The sequence below is a fragment of the Streptomyces sp. NPDC021012 genome, from assembly GCF_044333355.1.
In the GTDB taxonomy this organism is placed as follows: Bacteria; Actinomycetota; Actinomycetes; order Streptomycetales; family Streptomycetaceae; genus Streptomyces.
Genome location: NZ_JBIRQU010000005.1, coordinates 509,974 through 531,954 on the forward strand (window position 1 = coordinate 509,974; position 21,981 = coordinate 531,954).

The 21,981-nt window shown below is 70.9% G+C and carries 22 protein-coding genes; 8 read left to right on the forward strand and 14 right to left on the reverse strand.

Features of this window, described 5'->3' with window-relative positions; all coding sequences use genetic code 11:
• Positions 1 to 75: 75 nt before the first annotated feature.
• The 5 genes from pip to ACH4TP_RS19925 form a co-directional block, all read right to left on the reverse strand.
• The gene (gene pip / locus ACH4TP_RS19905) at positions 76 to 1,071 is read right to left on the reverse strand and encodes a prolyl aminopeptidase (protein ID WP_398438656.1); all 996 of its coding nucleotides are present in this window, start codon (positions 1,069 to 1,071) and stop codon (positions 76 to 78) included.
• A 28-nt stretch (positions 1,072 to 1,099) separates the two neighbouring features.
• A complete protein-coding gene (locus tag ACH4TP_RS19910) occupies positions 1,100 to 1,669 on the reverse strand; it encodes an RBBP9/YdeN family alpha/beta hydrolase (protein WP_389237973.1) in 570 nt (189 codons plus the stop codon).
• Positions 1,670 to 1,786: 117 nt separating this feature from the next.
• Positions 1,787 to 2,425, reverse strand: a complete 639-nt coding sequence (locus ACH4TP_RS19915; protein ID WP_389237971.1) for a TetR/AcrR family transcriptional regulator — start codon at positions 2,423 to 2,425, stop codon at positions 1,787 to 1,789.
• A 126-nt stretch (positions 2,426 to 2,551) separates the two neighbouring features.
• Complete coding sequence (locus ACH4TP_RS19920) at positions 2,552 to 2,839, reverse strand: metal-sensitive transcriptional regulator (protein WP_388851550.1); 288 nt, start codon at positions 2,837 to 2,839, stop codon at positions 2,552 to 2,554.
• A gap of 90 nt (positions 2,840 to 2,929) precedes the next feature.
• Entirely contained in the window at positions 2,930 to 3,562 is a 633-nt protein-coding gene (locus tag ACH4TP_RS19925) for a TetR/AcrR family transcriptional regulator (protein ID WP_389237969.1), read from the reverse strand.
• Between the two features lie 116 nt (positions 3,563 to 3,678).
• On the opposite strand from ACH4TP_RS19925, the gene ACH4TP_RS19930 reads away from it, so the two are divergent.
• The gene (locus ACH4TP_RS19930) at positions 3,679 to 5,091 is read left to right on the forward strand and encodes a DHA2 family efflux MFS transporter permease subunit (protein WP_398438657.1); all 1,413 of its coding nucleotides are present in this window, start codon (positions 3,679 to 3,681) and stop codon (positions 5,089 to 5,091) included.
• Between the two features lie 29 nt (positions 5,092 to 5,120).
• Here the strand turns inward: ACH4TP_RS19930 and ACH4TP_RS19935 are convergent, their stop codons facing one another.
• Positions 5,121 to 5,537 (reverse strand): YciI family protein, encoded by a 417-nt coding sequence (locus tag ACH4TP_RS19935; protein WP_398191573.1) that lies wholly within the window; start codon positions 5,535 to 5,537, stop codon positions 5,121 to 5,123.
• A gap of 141 nt (positions 5,538 to 5,678) precedes the next feature.
• Here ACH4TP_RS19935 and ACH4TP_RS19940 point away from each other — a divergent pair, with 141 nt between their 5' ends.
• Positions 5,679 to 6,308 carry a MarC family protein gene (locus tag ACH4TP_RS19940; protein ID WP_398191570.1) on the forward strand — a complete coding sequence of 210 codons (630 nt, stop codon included), beginning with the start codon at positions 5,679 to 5,681 and terminating at the stop codon, positions 6,306 to 6,308.
• Positions 6,309 to 6,354: 46 nt separating this feature from the next.
• On the opposite strand, the gene ACH4TP_RS19945 is transcribed toward ACH4TP_RS19940, so the two are convergent.
• Positions 6,355 to 7,530, reverse strand: a complete 1,176-nt coding sequence (locus tag ACH4TP_RS19945) for a winged helix DNA-binding domain-containing protein (RefSeq protein WP_398438658.1) — start codon at positions 7,528 to 7,530, stop codon at positions 6,355 to 6,357.
• Between the two features lie 17 nt (positions 7,531 to 7,547).
• The gene (locus ACH4TP_RS19950; protein WP_389237959.1) at positions 7,548 to 8,348 is read right to left on the reverse strand and encodes an alpha/beta fold hydrolase; all 801 of its coding nucleotides are present in this window, start codon (positions 8,346 to 8,348) and stop codon (positions 7,548 to 7,550) included.
• A 325-nt stretch (positions 8,349 to 8,673) separates the two neighbouring features.
• Between ACH4TP_RS19950 and ACH4TP_RS19955 the strand changes: the two genes are divergently transcribed.
• Positions 8,674 to 9,534, forward strand: a complete 861-nt coding sequence (locus tag ACH4TP_RS19955) for a helix-turn-helix transcriptional regulator (protein WP_398438659.1) — start codon at positions 8,674 to 8,676, stop codon at positions 9,532 to 9,534.
• Positions 9,535 to 9,603: 69 nt separating this feature from the next.
• On the opposite strand, the gene ACH4TP_RS19960 is transcribed toward ACH4TP_RS19955, so the two are convergent.
• Positions 9,604 to 10,581: a DUF5937 family protein gene (locus ACH4TP_RS19960; RefSeq protein WP_398438725.1), complete on the reverse strand. Its 978-nt coding sequence runs from the start codon at positions 10,579 to 10,581 to the stop codon at positions 9,604 to 9,606.
• A gap of 86 nt (positions 10,582 to 10,667) precedes the next feature.
• On the opposite strand from ACH4TP_RS19960, the gene ACH4TP_RS19965 reads away from it, so the two are divergent.
• On the forward strand, positions 10,668 to 11,930 hold the full coding sequence (locus ACH4TP_RS19965; RefSeq protein WP_398438660.1) for an MFS transporter: 1,263 nt from the start codon (positions 10,668 to 10,670) through the stop codon (positions 11,928 to 11,930).
• 5 nt (positions 11,931 to 11,935) lie between these two features.
• On the opposite strand, the gene ACH4TP_RS19970 is transcribed toward ACH4TP_RS19965, so the two are convergent.
• The 3 genes from ACH4TP_RS19970 to ACH4TP_RS19980 form a co-directional block, all read right to left on the reverse strand.
• Positions 11,936 to 14,191 (reverse strand): FtsX-like permease family protein, encoded by a 2,256-nt coding sequence (locus tag ACH4TP_RS19970; protein ID WP_398438661.1) that lies wholly within the window; start codon positions 14,189 to 14,191, stop codon positions 11,936 to 11,938.
• On the reverse strand, positions 14,188 to 14,862 hold the full coding sequence (locus tag ACH4TP_RS19975) for an ABC transporter ATP-binding protein (protein ID WP_398438662.1): 675 nt from the start codon (positions 14,860 to 14,862) through the stop codon (positions 14,188 to 14,190). Before ACH4TP_RS19975 ends, ACH4TP_RS19970 begins: the two co-directional genes overlap by 4 nt.
• 63 nt (positions 14,863 to 14,925) lie before the next feature.
• Positions 14,926 to 15,339, reverse strand: coding sequence for a hypothetical protein (locus ACH4TP_RS19980; protein ID WP_398191555.1), 414 nt, complete (start codon positions 15,337 to 15,339; stop codon positions 14,926 to 14,928).
• Positions 15,340 to 15,726: 387 nt separating this feature from the next.
• On the opposite strand from ACH4TP_RS19980, the gene ACH4TP_RS19985 reads away from it, so the two are divergent.
• On the forward strand, positions 15,727 to 16,287 hold the full coding sequence (locus ACH4TP_RS19985) for a hypothetical protein (RefSeq protein ID WP_398191552.1): 561 nt from the start codon (positions 15,727 to 15,729) through the stop codon (positions 16,285 to 16,287).
• A 117-nt stretch (positions 16,288 to 16,404) separates the two neighbouring features.
• Here the strand turns inward: ACH4TP_RS19985 and ACH4TP_RS19990 are convergent, their stop codons facing one another.
• Entirely contained in the window at positions 16,405 to 17,901 is a 1,497-nt protein-coding gene (locus ACH4TP_RS19990; protein WP_398438663.1) for a hypothetical protein, read from the reverse strand.
• A gap of 218 nt (positions 17,902 to 18,119) precedes the next feature.
• Here ACH4TP_RS19990 and ACH4TP_RS19995 point away from each other — a divergent pair, with 218 nt between their 5' ends.
• Positions 18,120 to 18,473 (forward strand): hypothetical protein, encoded by a 354-nt coding sequence (locus ACH4TP_RS19995; RefSeq protein WP_398438664.1) that lies wholly within the window; start codon positions 18,120 to 18,122, stop codon positions 18,471 to 18,473.
• A gap of 669 nt (positions 18,474 to 19,142) precedes the next feature.
• Entirely contained in the window at positions 19,143 to 19,967 is an 825-nt protein-coding gene (locus ACH4TP_RS20000) for a hypothetical protein (protein WP_398438665.1), read from the forward strand.
• Between the two features lie 174 nt (positions 19,968 to 20,141).
• Here the strand turns inward: ACH4TP_RS20000 and ACH4TP_RS20005 are convergent, their stop codons facing one another.
• Positions 20,142 to 20,282 (reverse strand): hypothetical protein, encoded by a 141-nt coding sequence (locus ACH4TP_RS20005; protein ID WP_398438666.1) that lies wholly within the window; start codon positions 20,280 to 20,282, stop codon positions 20,142 to 20,144.
• 236 nt (positions 20,283 to 20,518) lie between these two features.
• Between ACH4TP_RS20005 and ACH4TP_RS20010 the strand changes: the two genes are divergently transcribed.
• Complete coding sequence (locus ACH4TP_RS20010; protein ID WP_398438667.1) at positions 20,519 to 21,607, forward strand: macro domain-containing protein; 1,089 nt, start codon at positions 20,519 to 20,521, stop codon at positions 21,605 to 21,607.
• The last annotated feature ends 374 nt before the right edge of the window (positions 21,608 to 21,981 follow it).

The window sequence follows — 21,981 nt, forward strand, 5'->3', positions numbered from 1 at the left end:
GGTCTTTCACAATTCCTGTCAGGTCGAACAGGAATGAAATGTGGAATTATCAATTCCCGCCCGGTGGGCCCGATTTCACCCCTTTGCGGGGCCGTTCTTCGTGAGGCGGTTCTTCGTGGAGCCGTTCTTCGTGAAGGGGTTCTTCGCGAAGCGGTCGAGGGCCGCCAGGACCAGGCGTCCGGTCTCCTCGCCGCCCAGGTGCCCGGCCTGCTCCACCACGTGCAGCTCGGCGTCCGGCCAGGCGCGGGACAGCTCCCAGGCGGTGGTGAGCGGCCCGCCCATGTCGAGCCGGCCGTGGATCAGTACCCCCGGGATGCCGGCGAGCCGGTGCGCGTCGCGGATCAGCGCGCCCTCCTCCAGGAAGGCGCCGTGCGCGAAGTAGTGCGAGCAGATCCGGACGAAGCCGAGCCGGGCGTCGTCGACCCGGTCGGTGTACGGGGTGCCCATGCCCTCCATGGACAGCACGGCGTCCTCCCAGGCGCACCAGTCGGCCGCCGCCCTCTCCCGTACGGCCCGGTCGGGGTGGTTCATCCGGGCGGCGTACTCCCCGACGAGGTCCGCCGCGTGGTCCGCCCCCGCGCGGAAGCGCTCGTGGGCCTCGGGGAAGAAGCGGCCGACGCCCTCGTACAGCCAGGCGGTCTCGGAGCGACGGGTGGTCGTGACGGCGGCGATCACGATCTCCGACACGCGCTCGGGGTGCGCCTCCGCGTACGCCAGGATCAGCGTCGAGCCCCAGGAGCCGCCGTACAGCAGCCACTTCTCGATCCCCAGGTGCTCCCGCAGCCGCTCCATGTCGGCCACCAGGTGCGCGGTGGTGTTCACGGCCATGTCGGCGGCCGGGTCGCTCGCATGCGGGGTGGAGCGCCCGCAGCCGCGCTGGTCGAAGAGGACGATCCGGTACGCCTCCGGGTCGAACCAGCGCCGGCTGCGCGGGGAGGAGCCGGAGCCCGGCCCGCCGTGCACGACGAGCGCGGGCCTGCCGTCCGGGTTCCCGGAGACCTCCCAGTGGACGCGGTTGCCGTCGCCCACGTCGAGCAGGCCCTGGTCGTACGGATCGGTCACGGGATGCATCCGGCCGACGCTACCGGGCGTGCCGGTGCTACGGCGCGAGGTTTTCCCGCACCCGTACGGACGGGTCCTCGCACCACTCCAGGAGCGAGGGCCACTCCCCGTACCCCGAGTCGGGGTTGAGGTGCTCGCCGTCCGGTACGAGGTCCAGGTCGAGGCCCAGCGGGATGCCGTAGTGCCGGTCGGCGCCCCCGGGGCAGTACGGGTCCCCCTCCCCGTACACGAGCCGCGCCTTGAGGTCCGCCTCCGTCAGGTCGAGGCCGTCGGCGAAGGCGGCGATCTCGGGGATCGAGGCGGTGACCTCCGGGGAGGGCGGGGCGACCAGGAGGACCCGGTCGGCGTCCGGCCGGCGGGCTCCGGCGCGCAGCCACAGCAGCACCGCCAGGCTGTGCGCGAGGACCACGAACCCGCCCTCGGCCGGGCGCTGCCCGTGCTGCTCCAGCGCGTCGATCCACTCGTCGAGGACGGGCGCGTCCGGCGCGGGCAGCTGGGGGTAGCGGACCTCGTGGCCGCGCTCGCGCAGCTGCTCGGCGAGCCAGTACTGCCAGTGGGCGGGCGGGCGGCGGTTCTGGAAGCCGTGCAGGATCAAGTACGTGGTCATGGCGTGATCCTGGACCTGCGACGGCCCACCGGTCCACCACGCGCCACGGACCGGACCGGCCGGACTCGGGGGCGGGGTCCGGAGGGGTCGGGCCCGGAGGGGTCAGGCCCTGAGAGGTCAGGCCCGGAGGGCCAGGAGTTCCTTCACGCCCGCCTTGAGCCGGTCGGCCGACAGTTCCTGCTCGACCGTCAGGTGGTGCATGACGTCGGGCGAGAACGGCGCGAGCGCCAGGTGGGCGAGGAGCGTGCTGTCGCTGCCCGGCCGGAGCTCTCCGATGAGCAGGGCCATGTGCGTGTGCATCACCCGGTACGCGCCGCTGTGGTAGCGGGCGCGGGGCGCGGCGGAGTGCGCCGCGAGGAGCAGGGCGCGCTGGGCGGCGACCCGGTCGACGAGCGCGTCGAAGAAGGCGTCGAGGCGTTCGGCGGCGGGGGCGCCGGGGCCCAGTGGGGGAGGGCCGCTCATGTACGCCTCCTGGAACTGGCGCTCGCGGTCGTCGAGGAGCGCCCACAGGAGCTGGGAGACGTCGCCGAAGCGGCGGTAGACGGTGCCGACGCCGATGCCGCTGGCGTGGGCGACCTGGTTCATGGTGACGGCGTCGGGGCCTTCCTCGGCGACGATCCGGGCGGCCGCGTCGAGGATCCTGCGCCGGTTGCGGGCCGCGTCGGCGCGCTCGGGGGCGGGGGCGTCGACGGCGGGGAGCAGGCTGAGTACCGGCACCGCCGCCCTGTCTCCGGCCTGCGGGTTCTCCGTGCTCATCTGCCGACTCCTGTCCCTGGCCGCCCCTGGGCTCCGTCTTCCCCTCGGTCGCTCCCCGAAGCGAGCATACCCGTCCGCCCGGTGAACCGGATATCGATCCGTTTCACCGGGGGTGCTTCCGCGCTCCTATGCCAGCGAGAGGAAGAGCTTCTCCAGGCGGGCCCGCATCGCCTCGGGGTCCTCACCGTTCTTGCGACCGTCCTCGATGTCGGTCAAGCACTGCTGGAGCCCGGTCGCGATGATCGCGAACCCGGCCCGGTCGAGGGCCCGGGAGGCGGCCGCCAGCTGGGTGACGACCTCCTCGCAGTCGCGCCCCTCCTCGATCATCCGGATCACCCCGGAGATCTGGCCCTGGGCCCGGCGAAGCCGGTTCAGGACGGCCTTGAGCTCGGCGCCCGCGAGATCGAGTTCCACTGCCACTCCTCCACAGATACCCCAGGGGGTAATTTTACTCCCCGGCTCGGGGTTCCGTCGAAGACCAAGGATGACACCCGCTGACACCTGTCACGGCGCGTAGCGGCGGAGGAACATCTCCACCCCGTCGACGACGAGCCGCTCGCTCAGCTCCTCGGTGAGCTCCGTCCCGTACTGCTCGAACACCATCTGCGGGAAGACGAGCAGCGAGTACAGCTGGAGGACGGCGACCTCCAGGTCCGGGATCGCGAGCCGCCCCCGGTCCGCGAGGGCGCGCAGGGCGTCCGCGACGGCGGGGTGGTGGCCGGCCGGCCCATGCGCGCGCCAGGCGCGGCCCAGCTCGGGGAAGCGGTGGAGCTCGGTGGCGACGAGGGTGCGCAGGGCGCGGCCCTCCTCGTCGGCGCGCACGGCCAGGGCCCAGGCGCGCCCGGCCTCGGCGAGGGCGGCGCGCAGGTCCTCGGCGTCGGCGAGCCGGGAGAGGTCGGGGCCGCCGGTCTCCCCGTGCAGCGGTTCGTCGAGGGCGCCGGCGACGACGGCGGTGAAGAGGGCTTCCTTGCTGCCGAAGTGGTTGTAGACGGTCACCTTGGAGACGCCCGCCTCGGCGGCGATGGCGTCCATGCCGACGCCGAAGCCCTCGCGGAGGAAGAGGTCGCGGGCGGCCCGGACGATGTCCTGCCGCTTGCGGGCGGCGCGGGGGCCGGTGGGGGCGGGCTTGGGGTCCATGCGGGGAGCGTACCAAGCGAACTGAACTCTCAAGTTCACCTACGGAACCGCACCCTCGGGTCCACCCATGGAACTGCACTCTTGAGTTCAACTGTACTGTGCCGTACAGTTCAGTTATGCCCACCGACATCGCCGTACCCACCCCTGCCCGCGTCCATCCGCGCCGCTGGACGGCCCTCGTCCTGATCTGCGCGGCCCAGTTCATGCTGATCCTCGACGTCACCGTCGTGAACGTGGCGCTGCCCGCCGTCGCCGCCGACCTGGACCTCGGGCGTACGGCCCTGACCTGGGTCGTCACCGCGTACACCCTCTGTTTCGGCGGCCTGATGCTCCTCGGCGGACGGCTCGCCGACGCCCTCGGCGCCCGCCGGGTGCTCCTCACCGGACTGGCCCTCTTCACCGCCGCCTCACTGGCCTGCGGCCTGGCCCCGAACGCCACCGTGCTCCTCGGCGGCCGCGTCGCCCAGGGCATCGGCGCCGCCCTCCTCTCCCCGGCGGCGCTCGCCCTCGTCACGACCACCTTCCACGGCCCGGAACGGGCCAGGGCCCTCGGCGTCTGGGCGGCCATCGGCGGCACCGGCTCCGCCGTCGGCGTCCTCCTCGGCGGCGCCCTCACGGCCGGCCCGGGCTGGCCGTGGATCTTCTACGCGAACGTCCCGACGGGCCTCGCCCTCCTGGCGACGCTCCCGAGGCTGCTGCCGAAGGACGCGGCCCCGCGAGGCGGCGCCCGCCTGGACGTCCCCGGCGCCCTCCTCGTCACCACCGCCACCGGCGCGCTCGTCCACGGCCTGGTCCGGGCGGGCGACGACGGCTGGACCTCGTCCGGGACCCTGCTGCCGCTCCTGGGCGCGGTCGCGCTCTACGCCGTGTTCGCGGCGGTGGAGCGGAGGACCCGCACCCCGCTCATGGACCTGCGCATGCTGACCCGGCGCCCGGTCGTGGCGGGCTCCCTCCTCATGCTGGTCGCGACGGCGCTCCTGATCTCGTTCTTCTTCCTGGGCTCGATGCGGCTCCAGCAGGTCAACGGCCTGGACGCCTTCCGCACCGGACTCCTCTTCCTCCCCGTCGCCCTCACCACGGCGATCGGCGCCCACCTCGGCTCCCGCCTGGTCACCACGGCCGGCCCGCGCGCCTGCGCCGCCGCCGGCACGGCCCTGGCCGCCGCGGGCTGCCTCCCCCTCGCCCTCCTGCCCCCGACCGCCGACCCCTGGACGAGCCTCCTGCCGTCCCTCGCGACGGCGGCCCTCGGCCTCGGCGCGGTCTTCGTCACGGCGACCACCACGGCCCTCGGCCTCATCCCCGCCCACGAGTCCGGCCTCGCCTCCGGCATCGTCAACACCTCCCACGAGGTCGGCGGCACCATCGGCGTGGCCCTCGCCTCCACCCTCGCCCTGGGCTCCCCCACCCCGGGCTTCACCACCGCCTTCACCCTCTGCACCGCCGCAGCCGCCACCGCGGCCCTCACCGCCCCCCTCCTGATCCCCGCCGGCAGACCCCACCACGCCGGCGGGGCCCACGGCCCGCACTGAGCGACCGTCTCGCCACCGGTCCCGCCCCGTCAGTCCTGCCCCGGTCCCGTCTCGTCGATCGGGCGGACGACCACCGGGTACTCCGGGGAGCCGGGTGGGACCGGGCAGCGGGCGACCTGGGCGGCGATCTCGGTGACGCGGTCGAGGGAGGCGCAGTCGAGGACCCAGTAGCCGGCGAGGACCTCCTTGGTCTCGGCGTACGGGCCGTCGGTGACGAGCGGCTCGCCCTGGGCGTCCACCGTGACGAAGCGGGCCGTCGAGGGGGCGGCGAGGCCCTGGGCGTCGACCAGCTCGCCGCGCGCGGCCGCCTCCTCGCTGATCGCGTTCATGTGGTCGAACATGGTCTGGAGCTGCGCCTTGTCCCAGGCGGGGTACCGCGCGGAGCCACGGCCCGACATCGCCTCGTAGTCGGCCTGCGCGCCCTGGACCATCACCAGGTACTTCATGACGTCCTCCTCGCTCGTTCTCTCGTTCCCCGCTTTCACTGCCTCTCGCAGCACAGTCGGAGCCGGTCCGTCGTTCTCGACACCGCGCGGACGAAATCCCGGAAAGCGGGAGAAATCACTCGACCGCCCCATGATTCCGGTGTGAACGCCCTCACCTACTCCGCCGCCTTCATCGCCTTCTTCTCCGTCGTCGGCCCCCCGAAGGTCCTCCTCGCCTTCGCCGGCCTCGCCCAGGTCCACGACCCCCGCCAGCTGCGGACCATCGCGCTCATCTCCACCGGCGCCGCCGTCCTCGTCGGCCTCGTCACCGGCATCACGGCGCCCTACCTGCTGGACCTCTTCCACATCAGCACCCCCGCCCTCCAGCTCGCGGGCGGCGTCATCTTCTTCATCTACGCCGTCGGCCTCGTCCTCGGCCTCCACCTCGGCTCCGACGGCACCCACCAGGACTCGCCCGACCTGGTCAGCGGGGTCCGCGAGCTGCTCATGCCGTACATCGTGAGCCCGCTCGCCATGACCGCCGTCCTCATCGAGGCGGCCGCCCGCGACTCCTTCAGCTGGCGCTCGACGGTCGTCGGCGCGTACGTGTCGGTCCTCGCCCTCGACCTCGTCTGCGTCCTGCTCCTCACCCGGATCCTGCGCCGCACCCACCACGCCACGATCGAGCTCCTCGGCCGCCTCCTCGGCCTGCTGCTCGCCGCCGTCGGCGTCGACCTGGTCCTCGACGGCCTCTACGACCTGGGCGTCCCGGGCCTGGGGAGCCGTCACTAGGCGGCCGTCACCAGGCGCGGTCACCAGGCGCGGTCAGAAGGCGCGGTCAGGAGGCGCTCAGCTCCCGCTCCAGCGGAGTCCGGAAGCGGGGCGTCACCCGCGCGTCCCCCAGCCACCCCGCGAGCCGCTCCGCCTCCGCCCCGACCGCCCGCTCCGCCTCCGCGCCCACGTCGGCGAGGAACCGGTGGGCGAGGGAGCCGTCCGGGCGCTGGGCCCAGCCTCCGACGATCCGGCCGTTCCACCACACCGTCGGCCCGATGTTCCCGCTGCGGTCGAAGAGCGCCGCCCGGTGGGCCGGGTCCAGGTACCAGTCACGGCCCTGCCAGCCCATCGCGGTCGGATCGAGCGCGGGCAGCAGCGCCGCCCAGGGCTCCGGCTCCGGTACGGGACCGAGGTCGTCCGGCAGGACGAAACCCGTTCCCCCGTCCACCGCCACCGCGAGCGCGCCCACCGCCGCGAGCGCCTTGCGCACGTCCGTGACCCTCCACCCCGTCCACCACGTCAGATCCGCCTCGGTCGCGGGACCGCACGTCCCGAGCCACCGCCCGAGCAGCTCCGCCCGCGCCTCCGCCGGATCCCGTACGGGACGGGCCTCGGCGAGCGCCCACCGGAAGCGGCTCGACGTCCACGTCCCCTGCGGCCGGCCCCGTACGATCCGCCCCTCCATGCCGAGCACCCGCAGCACCCGGCTCGCGACGGACTGCACGCCCTCCTGGCGCGTCCCCGCCCCGTACACGTACGTCGACCTCAACCTCGGTACGGCCACGCCGAGTTCGGCCCCGGTCGCCTCGCCCCGCGCGCCCAGCTCGGCGAGGACGAGCCGCTCGGTCTCCGCGAGCCAGGCCCCGTCGAAATCGCTTCCGGCCGCCAAGTGCTTGAGGAGCGCGGTCCGTTCACGGACCGCGGCCGGTCCGGTCGTCGAGGCCTGGACGGCGGCGGCGAGGGCGGACGGGAAGGCGAAGACCGTGTGCCGCATCCCGTGCATACGGACCAGGGACCCGTCCTCGTACAGCGCCCCCTCCACCGCCCCCACCGGCTCGACGCCTCCCGCCAGCCGCGCCCCCACCGCGAGGAACACGCTCGCCGGATCCGTCCCGTGCAGCGCCACGAGCGCGTCCCCGACCTCCGCCGCCGACCCCGCCCGCGCGCCCCCGGCCAGCCGGTGCCGCACCCCGAGCCGCGCCCGCCGCTCGGCCGCATCGATGATCCTGGTCTCTCCCATGGGCCCCATGATGGGGTTCAGGAGCCGGTCGAGCCGAGGAACTCCGTCACGACCTTCACGAACTCGTCCTCCTTCTCGAAGAACATGACGTGCCCGGCGTCGATCTCCGCGTACGTGCTGCGGGCGATCGCCCCGTGCAGCTCCCGGCTGTTCTCCACCGGCACGGTGATGTCCTGCGTACCGCCGACGACCAGCGTCTCCGCCGTGATCCGGGGCAGCAGCGCGCGGATGTCGACCGTCAGGTCGAGCGCCACGTGCCTCAGGGTGCCCGGCGTGGGCGGCATGTTCGGGACGAGCGCCTCGACGCCCTCGCGGCCGATCGCGTTGAGGAAGCCACGGCTGAACCCGGTCATCGTGACGCTCCGCCCGAAGCCCGCCGGGTCGAACTCGCCCAGCCGCTGCCACAGCGTGAACAGGTTCCGCAGGTACTCGTCCCCGTCGGTGTACGCCCACCCCGCCACCAGGACGAGCCGCTCGACCAGGTCCGGGCGCAGGGCGGCGACGGCCGCCGACACCGGGGCCCCCATCGAGAACCCGAGCAGGTCCACCGGCCCGGTGCCCGCCTCCTCGATGACGGCGACGACCTGCGCGGCGAGCGCCTCCACGGTCAGCGCCCCGCCCTCGTCGACGGTCCGGTCCGCACCCGACAGATCCAGGGTGATCACCCGGCGGCCGGCGGTGAAACGGGGCGCGGTCCGGCCCCAGTTGACGACGGCGCCACCCGAACCGGTGCCGTGCACGAGGAGCAGGGCGGGCCCGGCGCCCGAACCCTCGATGTCGTAGTGGACGCGGGCGGTGCCGACGGTGGCGGTGGCCATGATCTGTGCTCCCGGTGGACGGGCCTCCCCGGCGGGAAGGCGTTCGCTGGCTGACACCGAGGACTCTGCCGACCGCCGGAGCACCTCGGGAGAGCCCTCCCGACCCTGGGACCGCCGATCCCTGGATACGGGGATGCCTGGCTACGGGCGTCCCTGGCTACGGGGATCCTTGGGACCGCCGGTCCCTGGCTACGGGGATGCCTGGCTACGGGCGTCCCCGGCTACGGGGATCCCTGGGACCGCCGATCCCTGGCTACGGGCACCCCCGGCTACGGGCATCCCCGGGACCGCCGATCCCTGGATACGGGGCCCCGCACCCGGCACCATGATCGGCATGACGATCGACCGCCGTGAACTCGCCGACTTCCTGCGCCGTTCCCGCGAGCGGGTCCGCCCGCAGGACGCGGGTCTCCCGGCCGGGCCCCGGCGCCGGACGCCCGGACTGCGCCGCGAGGAGGTCGCCCAGCTCGCCGGCATGTCCGCCGACTACTACATCCGCCTGGAGCAGGCCCGCGGCCCGCAGCCCTCGCCGCAGATGCTCGCCGCGCTCGCCCGCGCGCTGCGCCTCGACACCGACGAGCGCGACCACCTCCACCTCCTCGCCGGCCACCGCCCGCCCGCCGGAGCCACGGCCGGCGACCACGTCGCCCCGGGCCTCCTCCACCTCCTGGACCAGCTGGACACGACCCCCGCACAGGTCCTGAGCGACCTCGGGGACGTCCTCGCCCAGAACGCGATGGCCCGGTCCCTGCTCGGCGGGGTGTGCACGGTGTCGGAGCACGGGCGGAACGTGGCCTGGCGCTGGTTCGCCGACCCCGCGGCCCGTACGGCCTACCCCGCCGAGGAGCACGCGTACTACAGCCGCCTCCACGTCGCCGACCTGCGCGCGGCCGTCGCCCGCCGCTCCGGCGACCCGGCCTCCACGCGCCTGGTCGAGCGGCTGCACGGGGCGAGCGAGGAGTTCACGGAGCTGTGGGAGCGGCACGAGGTCGCGGTCCGCCGCCACACCCGGATGCGCGTCGCGCACCCGGTGATCGGCACGGTCGACCTGGACTGCCAGGTCCTGCTCGCCCCGGAGGGCGAACAGCGCCTCGTCCTCTACACCCCGCCCCCGGGCACGGACACGGGAGAGCGCCTCGCGCTGCTCCGGGTGGTGGGCACGGAGCAGTTCACGCCCGCTCAGTGAACCGACAAGCCGACGGGAGACGGCCGCCTCCCGCACCGGGAACGGCACCGGCCGCGGCCCCATCCCCCCTCACGGATGCAGCAGTTGATCGGCGACGGCGGTACGGGCGTAGAGGACGGACCGGCCGCTGCGGTGGGCGGTGACGAGGCCGGCGTTCCGGAGGGCGATGAGGTGCTGGGAGACGCCGGCGGCGGACATGCCGCAGTGCGCGGCGAGTTGGGTGGTGGAGGCGGGGGTGTCGAGCTCGGTGAGGAGCAGGGTGCGCGAGCGCCCGAGGACGGCGGCGACGGCATCCGTGGCGACGGTGGTACGGGGCTCCCATACTCCGCCGAAACCCCGTGCCGGATAGGCGAGTTGCGGAGGGTCGGGGTGTACGGAGCGGGTGAGGACACGGGGCCAGGCGAAGACGGAGGGGACGAGCAGCAGCCCTGAGCCCGCCTGGTCGCGGGTGAGCGCGCAGTGCCGCCGTACGAGCCGCAGGGTGCCGTCGTCCCACCGCACGGTCTCGTGGAGCTCGCTCAGGACCCGAGCCGAACCGTGCTCGGCGACCTGCCGCGCCCGGTGGAAGACATCGGCTTCGAGGACCTTCTGGATGCGGGCCCAGTAGGGGGCGAGGGCGAGCTCCCAGTACGTCTCGATCTCGTCGGCGACCTTGGGGAGGACGGCGACGGGATCCTCGCGCAAGGCCCGCAGCCGGGACGCGTCGACGCCCTTCCCCTCCAGGGTGTCGAGATCGTCCCTCACGTCCCCGGGGGAGGCGCGGCGGATGGCGTCGAGCTCGGACGCGAGCGTGGGGAAGGGCCCCTCGGGGGTGGGGTTGAGGAAGTCGGCGATGTATCCGGCACCGGGGACGAGCGCCGCGAGCCAGCCGCGATCGAGCCCGGCGCGGACGAGCCGGGGCCGCACCTGGGCGGCCCAGCGCCCGTGCGGGGCGGAGTCGGGCAGATGGGCGGCGACGCGGTAGCTGGTGACGACCTCCCACATGGGGGAGACGGCGAAACGGGTCTGGGCGAGATCGGCGGCGGAGAAGCTGAGCCCGGCTTCCATGCGTCTCACGTCCTGGAGTCGGCGAACGGATTCGGCCTGAGCTTAATGATTGGAGGGGAGAGGCGAAAGAAAAGCACCCTCGACCCATGCCTCCGACAGCGAACAACTCCAAGCCCACCCTCCCCACTTCACCCTCCCCCTCCCCCTCCACGTCGGCCTCCACCTCGGCCTTCCGGGGACTCCCGTCCGTGGTCTGGACGATCTTCGCGGGAACGATCGTCAACCGCCTCGGCTACCTGGTCACGCCGTTCCTGGTCTTCTTCCTCGCCTCGCGGGGAGTGACCGGCGGGGACACCTCGTACGTGCTCGGCGCGCTCGGCGCGGGCAACCTGGTCGGCCCGGCCGTGGGCGGCGTCCTCGCCGACCGCATCGGCCGCCGTCCCACGATGCTGATCGGCCTGATCGGCGCGGCGGCGGCGCAGGGAGCGCTCTTCCTGGCCCCGGGCGTGTGGACGATGGCCGCGGCGGCGCTGCTGATCAGCGCGGCGGGCAGCACGGTCTCCCCGGCGGCGTACGCGCTGCTGGCCGACGCCGTCGACAGCGAACGGCGCCGGCGGGCGTACGCCCTCTTCGGCTGGGGCGTGAACATCGGCACGGCGGTGGCGGGAGTCCTCGGCGGCTACCTGGCGGCGCAGGGCTACTGGCTCCTGTTCGCGGTCGACGCGGGCTCGATGCTGCTGTACGCGCTGGTGGTGGCGGTACGCGTCCCGGAACCGAAGCGCGAGGCCGGCCGGAAGCAGCAGAAGGACGGCATCGGCTACGGAGTGGTGGCCCGCGACCGTCTGGCGATGCTCCTGCTCCCCCTCTTCGGCGTCCAGCTCTTCGTCTACTCGCTGACCGAGGTCGCGCTCCCGCTGGCCGTCCGCGACAGCGGCCTGTCGCCCGCGGTGTACGGGGCGATGGCGGCGGTCAACGCGATCATGGTGGTCGCGCTCCAGCCCTTCGCGACGGCCTGGCTGTCCCGTTTCCCGCAGCTGGCGGTCCAGAGCGCGGGCAGCGCCCTGATCGCGCTGGGCGTGGCGGCGACGGGCCTGGCCGACAGCATCGCCGGCTACACGGCTTCGGTCGTGCTCTGGTCGCTCGGCGAGGTCGTCGTCGCCGGCATCGCCGCCGGCCTCTTCGCCAACCTCGCCCCTGCCCACGCCCGCGGCCGCTACCAGGGCGCCTTCAGCTGGACCTGGGGCGTGGCCCGCTTCGGAGCCCTCACCCTCGGCGTGACGACCTACACGAACCTGGGCCCGACGACCCTCTGGTGGACCGCCCTCGCGGCCGGCACGGCGACGGCGGCGGCCACGCTCACCCTGAAGACCCGCATCGAGACCCGCACGGCCCAAGAACCGGCGGCATGAGCGCGCTAGTCGCGCCGAATGTGCTCGGGGTCGATGTGCCGCCGCACCATCGGAACGGAGGCGACCGCGGCAGCGAGCATGACCCCCAGCGCACAGACCACCAGCAAGGGCAACCCCTCCCAGTCCCAGTGCACCTCACCACCCCCGGTGATCAGATAACTCGACTCCGCCAACCACCCGGCGACCACCGCCGCCCCCAACCCCACCACCAACGGCAACAACACCTGCACCACCTGCACCACCCGCAACGTCCCCGCCCTCGCCCCCAACAACGCCAGCGCCGTCACCTGCCCCCTCCGCTCCAGCGCCCGATCCGCCACCGACACCACAAACGCGGCCACCCCGATCACCAGCCCGAGCACCATTCCGACGACCAGCAGACTCCGAATCACGGTCAACTGAACGAGCGAACCGATGACGATCCCCACGGGCTCGACAGAAACGGTGGGCGCCACGGCCCCGATACCGTCGAGAACGGAACGGACGGTGGCGGGGTCGGACGAACTGGCGAGGACGAAGCGGGCGTCTGTGAAATGAGTGCCCCGGGGAACCAGAGAAGGGGGAATGAGCAGGCTGGGGCCGACGAACTCCGAAGGATCGTATGCCCTGATAACGACCGTTTCCTGGGGTACGGAGACAGTCATTTTTCGCCCATTGCCGAGCAGGAACGGGAAGCTGCTGCCGGGGCGTGCGTCTTCGTTGGAAAGGAAGGCCGGATCCTCGATCCGCAGAACCTTGTTGTCGACGCACCCGTGCGTTGCCCCTGTGAAGGCAGCCAGCTGAGCGCATGTAGCAACGATGCCTTGTGCCCTGGGCAGGCGATCCTCGATGGAGGCCACCCACGAGTCGACCACCAAACCATGGGCCCGCACTCCACTCAGCCTGGTCAGTCGAGTGCGCTGCTGTGCACTCAGCTCTCTCTCCGGAAGGCTGTACTCCTGGACCGGAGCCGTCCGCCGACTGACCTGGTCCAGTTCGATGAGCACCCCTTGCGCGAGCGAGGCACCGAAAACCAGCAGTACGAGACCCGTGACCACCCGCAGCGCACTACCCGGATCGACTTCCGTGCGTCGCATGGCCAGAGACAGGGGGAGCGATCGCGATACTGCCGCCAGGCGTCGGGAGAGCCATGCCGTGATCGGCGCCAGGCCGAACACAAGCCCCGCCCCGGTCATCAGCACAGCACCCGGAACCAGTACGGCACTGGCGGAGCCGCCTGACGGATCCCGCCCCATTGCACTGAGCAGGCAGTATCCGCCGATGATCCCGATCCCGGGAATCAGCAGAAACGCCCCGTACTTCCTCGGAGGCTTGCTCTCCCCGGTGCGGCGCACGCTGATGGGCGACTGTGCTGCCCGACGTGCACTGAACTGTCCGACGATCCATGCGAGGGCCGGACATCCCAGCAGGCACACGACGACGGTCGTGGTCTCGGGCCGCCCATCGGCCGGGAACCAGCGCAATCCGGGAATCCCGACCCGCGCCATGACCTCGTTGACCCCGAGGTACCCGACGAGCCCCACCACGGCCCCGACGAAGGCGGCGACCACGCTCTCTCCCGCGTTGACCCGCAGCGTGTCCTTCACGCTGAGGCCGACGAGCCGAAGTGCGGCGAGCCGGCGTGCGCGGGACTCCCCGGACAGCCGCGCGCAGACGGAGAGGAAGATGACGAGCGGGAGCAGCACGATGCAGCCGATGGTGAACCGCAGGATGTCCAGGGTGGAAGGCTCAAGGAGATCGTGCTGCGTGTACGGGGCGCCGAAGTGGCCGAGCGGCGCCGCCCCGGTGAGCTCACCCGGACGGGTGCCGATGTAGGCGTACAGGTCGTCCGGGCCTCCGAGCCCCGCCGGGGCGATCGTGCCGGTCACACGGCCGGGCACGAGTCCGGCAGCTCGTGGGTTGGCCGTCAGGATCTCGCCCAGCTTCGGCGAGACGATCGCCTCACCCGCACGAGGGAGTTCCTTGACCCCTGGGGGAACGGGCAGAGGTCCGGGGCCCGTGCGGGCGATGAAGATCCGCCGCAGCGGTCGCGAGCCGTAGGGGTCCAGGAACTCCTGGAAGACCGCGTTCGTGTGCTCGCCCGTCTCCGCCGAGCGATGTGTCACCCGGGCGTCGTTGGCAGCGATGATCGCCGGAATGGTGAGTGCGGCGGCCAGGCAGGAGACCCCGAGAGCGGACCCGAGCGCCATCAGGAGGAACCGGGCACGTGCCCTGCGTCCGCTGCCCCACAGTAGACGCATGCCGAGGACGAACGCGTTCACACCGCCACCCGTTGGGCCAGCACACCATCCGACATCGTGTACTGGGTATCGGCCCTCGCGGCGACATCGGCATCGTGGGTCACGATGACCACGGCGGTCTTCTGCCTCCGCGCCAGCCGAAGGAACTCATCCAGCACGGAAGCCGCGTTGGCGCTGTCGAGCGCTCCGGTCGGCTCGTCCGCGAACACCACGTCCGGCCGGTGGACCAGAGCCCGCGCGACCGCCACGCGCTGACTCTGGCCACCCGACAGCTTCGACGTCCTGCGCCGCAGCAGATCACCCATGCCGAGCCGCCCCAGTACCTGGGCGGCCACGGCGTGGGCATGGGCCTTGCTGATCCCGGCGAGCCGGAGGGGGAGCGCCGCGTTCTCCTCGACGGTCAACTCCGGCAGCAACTCCCCGTACTGGAAGACGAATCCCAGGCGCGTACGGCGCAGCGCACTGAGTTCCCCGTCGGGGAGGCACGAGAGCTGTTCCCCGTCGAAGGTCACCGTGCCGTTGGTGGGCGCCAGGACCCCGGCGAGGCAGTAGAGCAGAGACGACTTCCCCGAGCCGCTGCTCCCCGTGATGGCGGCCACTTCACCGCGCTTGAGCGTGAAGTCGGCACCGGTTACCGCCTGTTGCGTGCCGTAGAAGAGATCCACGCCCTCGGCGCGGAGGATGACGTCCACAGTGGTGCGCACTCCTATGGGAGCGGGAGCCGCTGGTGGGCGACTCCCGCGAAGATCGGCTGCCTACTTGCGCTCGAAGTGCCTTGTCGGCGAGCAGTTGTCAGGGTGCAGGGAGCCTCGGTTCTGGCATACGCGCACATCCGCCGTGCTCGTGTACCGAGTGGCACCGTCGTGGACGAGCTTGTCGATCCAGACGGTCTTCTTCTGCACGCCGTCGAAGCGATTCCACCCGTAACCGTGCACCTTCACCTGCAGATACACGTTGTGGTTGTCGTTGAGGCCGATGTCGCGCAGCTTCCCCTTGATGTGGAAGGCGCCTTGCTGGGTCTCAACGGGCTCCCACGTGTACATTCCGTCTGCGAAGCGCGCTCCGGTCGTCTTGAAAAGAGCGACTCTGTGCCACGAGTCGGCCGCCGCCGCGCCCATCCCTCCGAAGAGCAACCCCGCAGCGACTACCGTCGTTACCAACTTCCTCATGGATTCCCCTTGTTGCGTGTGCCGACTGGTCATCTGGGCCGACTGGCCGTCACAGAAAGTACCGGCATCGCTACGCCGGGGATGGAGGAGGAACGTGCCTCCGCCAAATGACCCCCCTATTCAGTGAACGAGCCCTTTCGGGCCGCCACTCAGCCCTGCGGGCCATTTCCCCGAGCGGCCGGAGCGCGGTTCAGAAGGGGCAGGGGGTGCCGCCAGGCGCCCGGAGGCCCCCGCCGAGGGGCGGGCGGTTGACGGCGGGGTGTTCGGGCGCGTCGGGTCGCACGTGGCTGGCGGGACCTGCCGGTCGGGCCATGGTCCCGCCCTCGTAGGGGTGATCATCGGTGCGCCTGCGTGAAGGGGCGCGGGGGCGCCCCCAAGGATGCGCCCATGCGTTCTTCCTCTTCTTTGCTGAGCCGTGCGCTCGTTCCGTTCGTGGCTGCCGTCGCCGTGCTGGGTACGGCCGGCTCGTCCGTGGCGGGGGCGGCGGAGGCCTGTGGGTCCGTGATCACGGCGCCGCTGGCCCCGCCGGTCTCCGCCGATGATCCCTGCCCCAGTACCGACCCGGTCGTGTGCAGGATTCGCGTCCTGCCGATGGACGAGAAGGTCGAGGCCCAGCGGACCCGGATGAGCTATCACGGGCTTCTGGAGGACATGCACCGTACGGAGCGGGACATGCGTGAGGCGGGGGCCACGGACGAGGAGATCGCGCGGGAGCTCGTCGACATGCGGAACCAGGCGAAGGCGATCACCCGGGCCGGCATGACTCCGGAGGAGGTCCGCATCCTGGAGGAGCGGAACATCGCGAAGTACGGGAACCCCCTCGGCCCCACAGCGGACCAGCTGTACGCCAAGTACGGCTCCTGGCAGCAGGTGATCGACGCGTCGATGCGGACCAGCTACGCCGTCGACCGCGAGCTGAGCCTCGAGTACCGGCCCTGTCCCGTCTAGGCGGGGAATACCGGATACGTCGAAAGGGCCCCACCGCCGACGGTGGGGCCCTTTCGACGACGTGCCCGGTGAGGTACTGGCGGGGCGGGGGGAAAAATGAAACCTAGGGCTTCGAGATCAGACATCGGCAGGGTCGGGCGCTTCGTCCCGGGGGCTCGTCTCCTCCGGATTCTGTTGTTGGGCGGGAATTTCGACGGGATGGGTGCAGCGCCACAAGGCCTTTGTTCCGGACTCCGCGCGAATGGTTTCCTTGAGGCCCTGGTGGTCGCAATGAGGGCACGCGCTGATGATCTCGCGGTTGTACACCCAGCGGATGTCGGCGTGGAGCCGCCGGAAGCTGCCGAGTGCGAGAGGTGCCTTGTGCCAGCGGGGGGTCTCGTACTCGGGGATGGAGTGGTGGAGCTCGATCGCCTTTTCGAGCTTTCCGTTGAGGCTGGTCACCGAGGCAGATGCCGCCTCCGGCGGTCCCATACGGGGATTGCGCTCCTTCCAGGCCGCGGCGGAGTCGGCGGCGCGCCATGCGAAGCAGATCATCTGGCCAGGGGTGTACCCGTGGTCGAGGCCCTTTCGGATGACGTCCGCGAGCTCCTCGCGTCGGGCTTCGGGCACCTCGGGATAGCCGTACTTCTTGGTGAGCAGGCCGTTGAGGTAGGCCGCGATGTCCGCGACTTCCATCCGGTCCATCAGAGCGGCGAAGGCGTCACGTGCCGCGGCGCCCTGGGTGCCCGGCCGGGTCTGGAGGGCGTACCTGATCTCCTTGGCGCGTTCCTGCGCGTTGGCCGGGCCGCCGACGATCCGCCACGCGACCTCCGCGGAAACGAAGGCGACGCCGTCGCCGTCCGGAGAAGGAACGAACGCCTGCGTCGGACTCTCCGGTGCGAGGGCGAGCAGACCGGCGTCGTAGAGGGCCAGGAGGAGTTCCCTGTCCTGCTCTTCATCGCCGGTCCACCCCAGGGGACCGATGCCCGTGAGGCTGGGGAGCGCCTTGCCGGGGTGGCTCGTGGAGTAGCTGGTCAACGCCGCATAGAGGGCCAGGGCCAGAGGATCTTCCACATCCAGGGGGCCGGTCGGCTCGCGCTTCCCCTCCTCATCCTTGATCGCATCGGCGATCAGGAGCTTGATCCGTTCGCTCTCCTGCCGCGCACGCTCCTGCTCGGCATGCCTCTGTTCGGCGGCGCGTTGCTGCCGTTCGCTCTCCTCGTGCCTCTCGATCGCCGTGCAGTCCTCGCACAGGTACGAGGGAGCCTCGGCGTCCAGGTACTTGCCGCCCACCTTGTTGGCCCAGGACCGGTTGGTGACGGCTATCGGTTCGGAGCAGTTCGCACAGGGGCAGTGGAGCAGGACAGCGTGGGAGTGGGCCGTGGCCACCGCACCGATGTTGCCGGCGACGCCGATGCTGCTCACGGTCCGGGCCCAGGTGCCGTCGTTCTTGACCTCCCAGTAGAGGGCACTGATCCTCTGCGCGTCTTCGGGAGCGTCGTGCTTGATCACGACACGGATGCGGGGAACGTCTTCCGGGAATTCCCGGAAGATCGGCTGCGGAGCGGCCGCTCGCTGTTTCGACTGGTGATTGTCGGTTCGTTCCCGCTTGCGGCGGCGTTCGCGCTTACCCACGTGTCTGTCCACGGTCCATGGGTTGATGGTGGTGCACCTCGGAAGTCGGGAGGGCGGATTTCTGCCAAAAGCGATGACTCCTGGGGCGGACCCGGGCGGACCCGGGCGAAGAATCCCACCAGCACGGCTAGTTGCGGAATCGGCACCACTTGCCCGGCCGAGTACGCGGGTCGGCGGTTTGATCGATGGCACATGGGGTGCGGCACACCGGATATGGCATGGAGATGGTGATCCGCGGCGGGTACCGGCACCTCGAAGTCCGGAAGTGCGTACCGAGCAGCGAACGCCACTGCCTCGTCAGCGAAGGCGCCGGTCACTGTGGCGTGATTCACGCGGCCTGGTTCGTGCCCGCGCTATGCCTCCCGCGGCGGAAGCCCGTCCACATCGAGGGCCTGGTCCTGCGGAGCGCGACGGGCGAGAGCGTCCCGGTCCACGTGCCCAGCCGGGGGCGCGGCCACGCCGGCCGGCACATGCGGGTGTCGGCAGAGGAGCGCGCGCTGTGGCGGGAGCTCACCGACGAGGAGACGCCTCTCCCCGCGGCCCCTGTCGAATCCGTCCTCGACGGGCGGTAGACGGGAACCGCGACCAGAACCGCGACCGCACAACGACGAAGGTCCCGGCCGCTGTGCGGTCGGGACCTTCGTACGCCCTGCTGGGCGCTGGCGGAGGATACGAGATTCGAACTCGTGAGGGGTTGCCCCCAACACGCTTTCCAAATGTTCGTACGGGGGTCCGGCGGGGGTCGTGGGCGTCCTGACCTGCGGCGGAGCGTTCGGGGTGGCCACGTCTGGCCGGGGCCGGACGGGGGTGAATGAGACCAGAACTGAGACCACGGAGCTGGGTCGTCTGCCAGGTCGACAGCCCGATCTTGTAGCTGGTCACGGGCCTGCGGTGGCCGGATTGACGGCACTCGGCTCGCACAGGGCTTCGTACTGACAGCGAGGCGTTGGCGAACCTCCCCGGGGCATAGGGACCTGTGAAGGGGCTGAGCCCCTCGATGTTCCGGAGGGGGGAACGTGTCGAAAGCCGAGTTTGGGGCGCTCATCTTCGCTGCTTGGGCATTGTCGATGTGGTCCCTGACCATGACGGCAACGTCGCAGCGCCGACGTAACAGAACGCTCTTGGAACGGATCTGCTGGGCTCACGCGCGGGCACACGCAAGACGGCGCCGCGCTCACCTGGTGCGCCAGGTCCGCGACAGCTCCTTGGCGACGCGTCCAGATCGTCCGACGCTGGACTACTTGCAGCGCGAAGACGTCCTGTATCAGGCGTCCCGGAGGGCACTCGCTCTCAAGATGATCGTCCCCGTCGCGATATCCGTCTCAGCGGGTGGTGCCCTTGCAGCAGCCATCCAACGCGCAAACTGGCACGTCTGGCGCGACGCCGTCGCCATAGGGGTCTTGGTGACGCCCATGCTGATCACTGCTGTAATCGCCTCGCTTGTCACAAACCAAGGCATGCAACGGTGGACAACCGAAGCCGTGACGGTCACGGTGCGTAGGGCCTATGAGGCACTCCTCCAGCCTCTGGAGGTAACAGGGAAGGAGCCTCCGACGGCATCGCCCTTCAACTCTCCACACGTTGCGGCAGTGCAAGCGTTGGAAGACTTCGCCATCGCGCTGGAGAGGTATGCCGTGCAACGTGCGCTTCCTGACGGCCGTAACCCCATGCCCCAGGTTGTAGCCAGGTTTGCAGCAGCCGCTGCCCTCGTGCGCGAGCTTCGGGACGGGGTTGAGCTTGACCGGATTGACGGTGCGAAGCGTGCTCTGCTTGAAGTGGAGCGAATCCTGAAAGTGCTCGCCAGCGGCCGGCTGCAGGATCTCGCACCTGGGGACGTATCCGCCTATGGGCTGTTGCACAGTCACCGCGAGCGCAGAGCGTGGCGGCAGCAGGTGCTGCGGGGATCTGCGTTTACCTTGTGTCTCGCTGGCATCGTCTTTGCCCTGGCTTCGTCAGCTGTGGGCGTCGCGCTGGCCACGGCCGCCGCTGCGGGGGTAGTGGCTACTTGGGACAAGATCCTTCGTCTCTCCACCAGCTCGGACGCGAATAGGTCAGCGAGTACCTGACCGCTGATGGCCGACTCGGAATATTCGTACGGGGGTCCGGCGGGGGCCGTAGGGGTCCTGACCTGTGGGGGAGCGGCCCGTCGGCCGAGCTCTGAACGGCCCTGGACGGGGGTGAATGCAACCGAAACTGCCACCAGAAGGCGGGGCCTCCGGGGATGAGCGAAGGTCGGTGGGTCAGCCGATCCAGCCCGGGTTGCGGCCGCTGAGGGCGAGCGCGCAGTCGAAGGCGGAGGCGTCGGCCGGGGCGGTGACGGCCGGGGCGTAGCCGCCGTTGGCGCGAGCCTTGTCGGCGATCTGCCGCACCGCGCCGAGCACCGCGGTGCCGGCCTCCTCGCCGACCGGGAATGGCAGGCCGGCAGCGGGGGCCAGGTCCCAGCCGTGCAGGGCTGGCTCCTGCAGGGTGATTGCTGCGGCGACGGTCGCGGAGTAGGTGTTGGGGCTGGGGTTACGCGGATGAAGCCAAGTCCCCGGTCACCATCCCAGATCGGCGGGGCGCTCAAGCCGCCTATGAATAGCGCTAGTTCGTGATCCACGCGAGGGTGGCGACCCTTATGATCGACCCGCAGGGGTCCAAGGCAGAGGAGATGCCACCGTTGAGTCCGTTGCAGCTCGCCATCACCGCGATCCTCACTGTCGCCGGCGTTGCCCTGCAGATCTGGTCGTCCGCGCCGAGCCGGGCCGAGCGGCAGTACGCCCTCCAGCTCCCTTCCGTCCTGTTGTATTCGCTTGCCGCAGCGCTCTTCCTCTTCTCGGTCTTCCCGGATTCGCTGACAGAAGGCAAGGCGCTGGGGTTCGGCCTCAGCGGTGCGGCGGGATTCGCCGCCTTCATCATGCTGATCTCCTTCACCTGGCTCGCAAAGACCCGCCGACGGGACGAGTTGACGGCCCAGTTGAAGAAGGTCCAGCGCGAGAACGCGGCCCTGCGGAGGCAGTTGGCGGGTGAACGCCTCTCGGGAGAAGGGCCGCGCCCACTCGCACAGTCCACCCGATACGACGCCCCTCTGCGCGGCAGCAGGCGGCACCGGATCGGAATGGTTACCGGAAATCTCGCGAATGTGCTCGGCATCGACGTGTGGGTCAACCCGGAGAACACCCGCATGGAGATGTCCCGTGTCGATGAGCCGACCATCTCCGCTGCAATCCGTTACCACGGGGGTCGCCGGGACGACGCCGGACATCTGATCGACGACGCCATTGCCAAGGAACTCGCCGAGCGTATGGACGGTCGGCAGTATGTATCGGCGGGTCAGGTGGTGGTCACCGGGCCAGGTGAGCTACTGGAGAGCCATCAGGTTCGGAAGATCGTGCACGTTGCCGCGGTCGAGGGGGAACCTGGCTCTGGCTACCGCCAGGTGATGGATCTGGCGCGATGCGCCCGCAACATCCTGCTGGAGGTTGACCGGATCGCCGAGGCCGGGGAGCCGCTACGTTCAGTTGTCGTGCCGCTGCTGGGAACCGGCGGGGGTAATAGTGATTTGCGCCACACCGTGGATACTCTGCTGGCGGCCATCGTGGGGTATTTCGAAGCCCATCCGGCGTCTCGTATACGGGTCGTCTATCTGCTGGCCTACACGGACGTACAGGAGGCCGTCTGCCGGATCGCTCTCGGCGCGCGTCCCGAGCTCTCGACGGGGACCTGAACTGCCGGTGCGAAGGCATTGACCGGAGGACACGCCGGGGCTGCCGCGAAGTCCGATGGGTTGTCGAGGTGTCGGTGGCCGTCCGTCCCCGTTCCGGTGAGCAGGCCCCGTCCACGACTTCGCGGGTTGCACGGGCAGGCACAACCCGCGCAGTACGACGAGGACTTCACGGCGTGGTACCCGTGGGACGGTGTGCGCAGCTTCCGGGGACCGCCGGCCGCTGCCCAGGACTTCCCACAAGCACGAGACCCGACCGGGATCCTGGCGAGTCGCTAGCGATCGACCTTCCCAACTCCCAGATCCCTGAGGAGTCAAGCTAAGCGCGCCTACGACAAGTGCAGTGCCCGTCTGCTGGCCGTGCAGAGGAGCGGCAC

Coding starts and splice junctions, on each gene's coding strand:
- pip (WP_398438656.1), bottom strand. CDS start 1,071: ATGCATCCCGTGACCGATCCGTACGACCAGGGCCTGCTCGACGTGGGC.
- ACH4TP_RS19910 (WP_389237973.1), bottom strand. CDS start 1,669: ATGACCACGTACTTGATCCTGCACGGCTTCCAGAACCGCCGCCCGCCC.
- ACH4TP_RS19915 (WP_389237971.1), bottom strand. CDS start 2,425: ATGAGCACGGAGAACCCGCAGGCCGGAGACAGGGCGGCGGTGCCGGTA.
- ACH4TP_RS19925 (WP_389237969.1), bottom strand. CDS start 3,562: ATGGACCCCAAGCCCGCCCCCACCGGCCCCCGCGCCGCCCGCAAGCGG.
- ACH4TP_RS19930 (WP_398438657.1), top strand. CDS start 3,679: ATGCCCACCGACATCGCCGTACCCACCCCTGCCCGCGTCCATCCGCGC.
- ACH4TP_RS19935 (WP_398191573.1), bottom strand. CDS start 5,537: ATGAAGTACCTGGTGATGGTCCAGGGCGCGCAGGCCGACTACGAGGCG.
- ACH4TP_RS19945 (WP_398438658.1), bottom strand. CDS start 7,530: ATGGGAGAGACCAGGATCATCGATGCGGCCGAGCGGCGGGCGCGGCTC.
- ACH4TP_RS19950 (WP_389237959.1), bottom strand. CDS start 8,348: ATGGCCACCGCCACCGTCGGCACCGCCCGCGTCCACTACGACATCGAG.
- ACH4TP_RS19955 (WP_398438659.1), top strand. CDS start 8,674: ATGATCGGCATGACGATCGACCGCCGTGAACTCGCCGACTTCCTGCGC.
- ACH4TP_RS19960 (WP_398438725.1), bottom strand. CDS start 10,581: ATGGAAGCCGGGCTCAGCTTCTCCGCCGCCGATCTCGCCCAGACCCGT.
- ACH4TP_RS19965 (WP_398438660.1), top strand. CDS start 10,668: ATGCCTCCGACAGCGAACAACTCCAAGCCCACCCTCCCCACTTCACCC.
- ACH4TP_RS19980 (WP_398191555.1), bottom strand. CDS start 15,339: ATGAGGAAGTTGGTAACGACGGTAGTCGCTGCGGGGTTGCTCTTCGGA.
- ACH4TP_RS19985 (WP_398191552.1), top strand. CDS start 15,727: ATGCGTTCTTCCTCTTCTTTGCTGAGCCGTGCGCTCGTTCCGTTCGTG.
- ACH4TP_RS19995 (WP_398438664.1), top strand. CDS start 18,120: ATGGAGATGGTGATCCGCGGCGGGTACCGGCACCTCGAAGTCCGGAAG.
- ACH4TP_RS20010 (WP_398438667.1), top strand. CDS start 20,519: ATGATCGACCCGCAGGGGTCCAAGGCAGAGGAGATGCCACCGTTGAGT.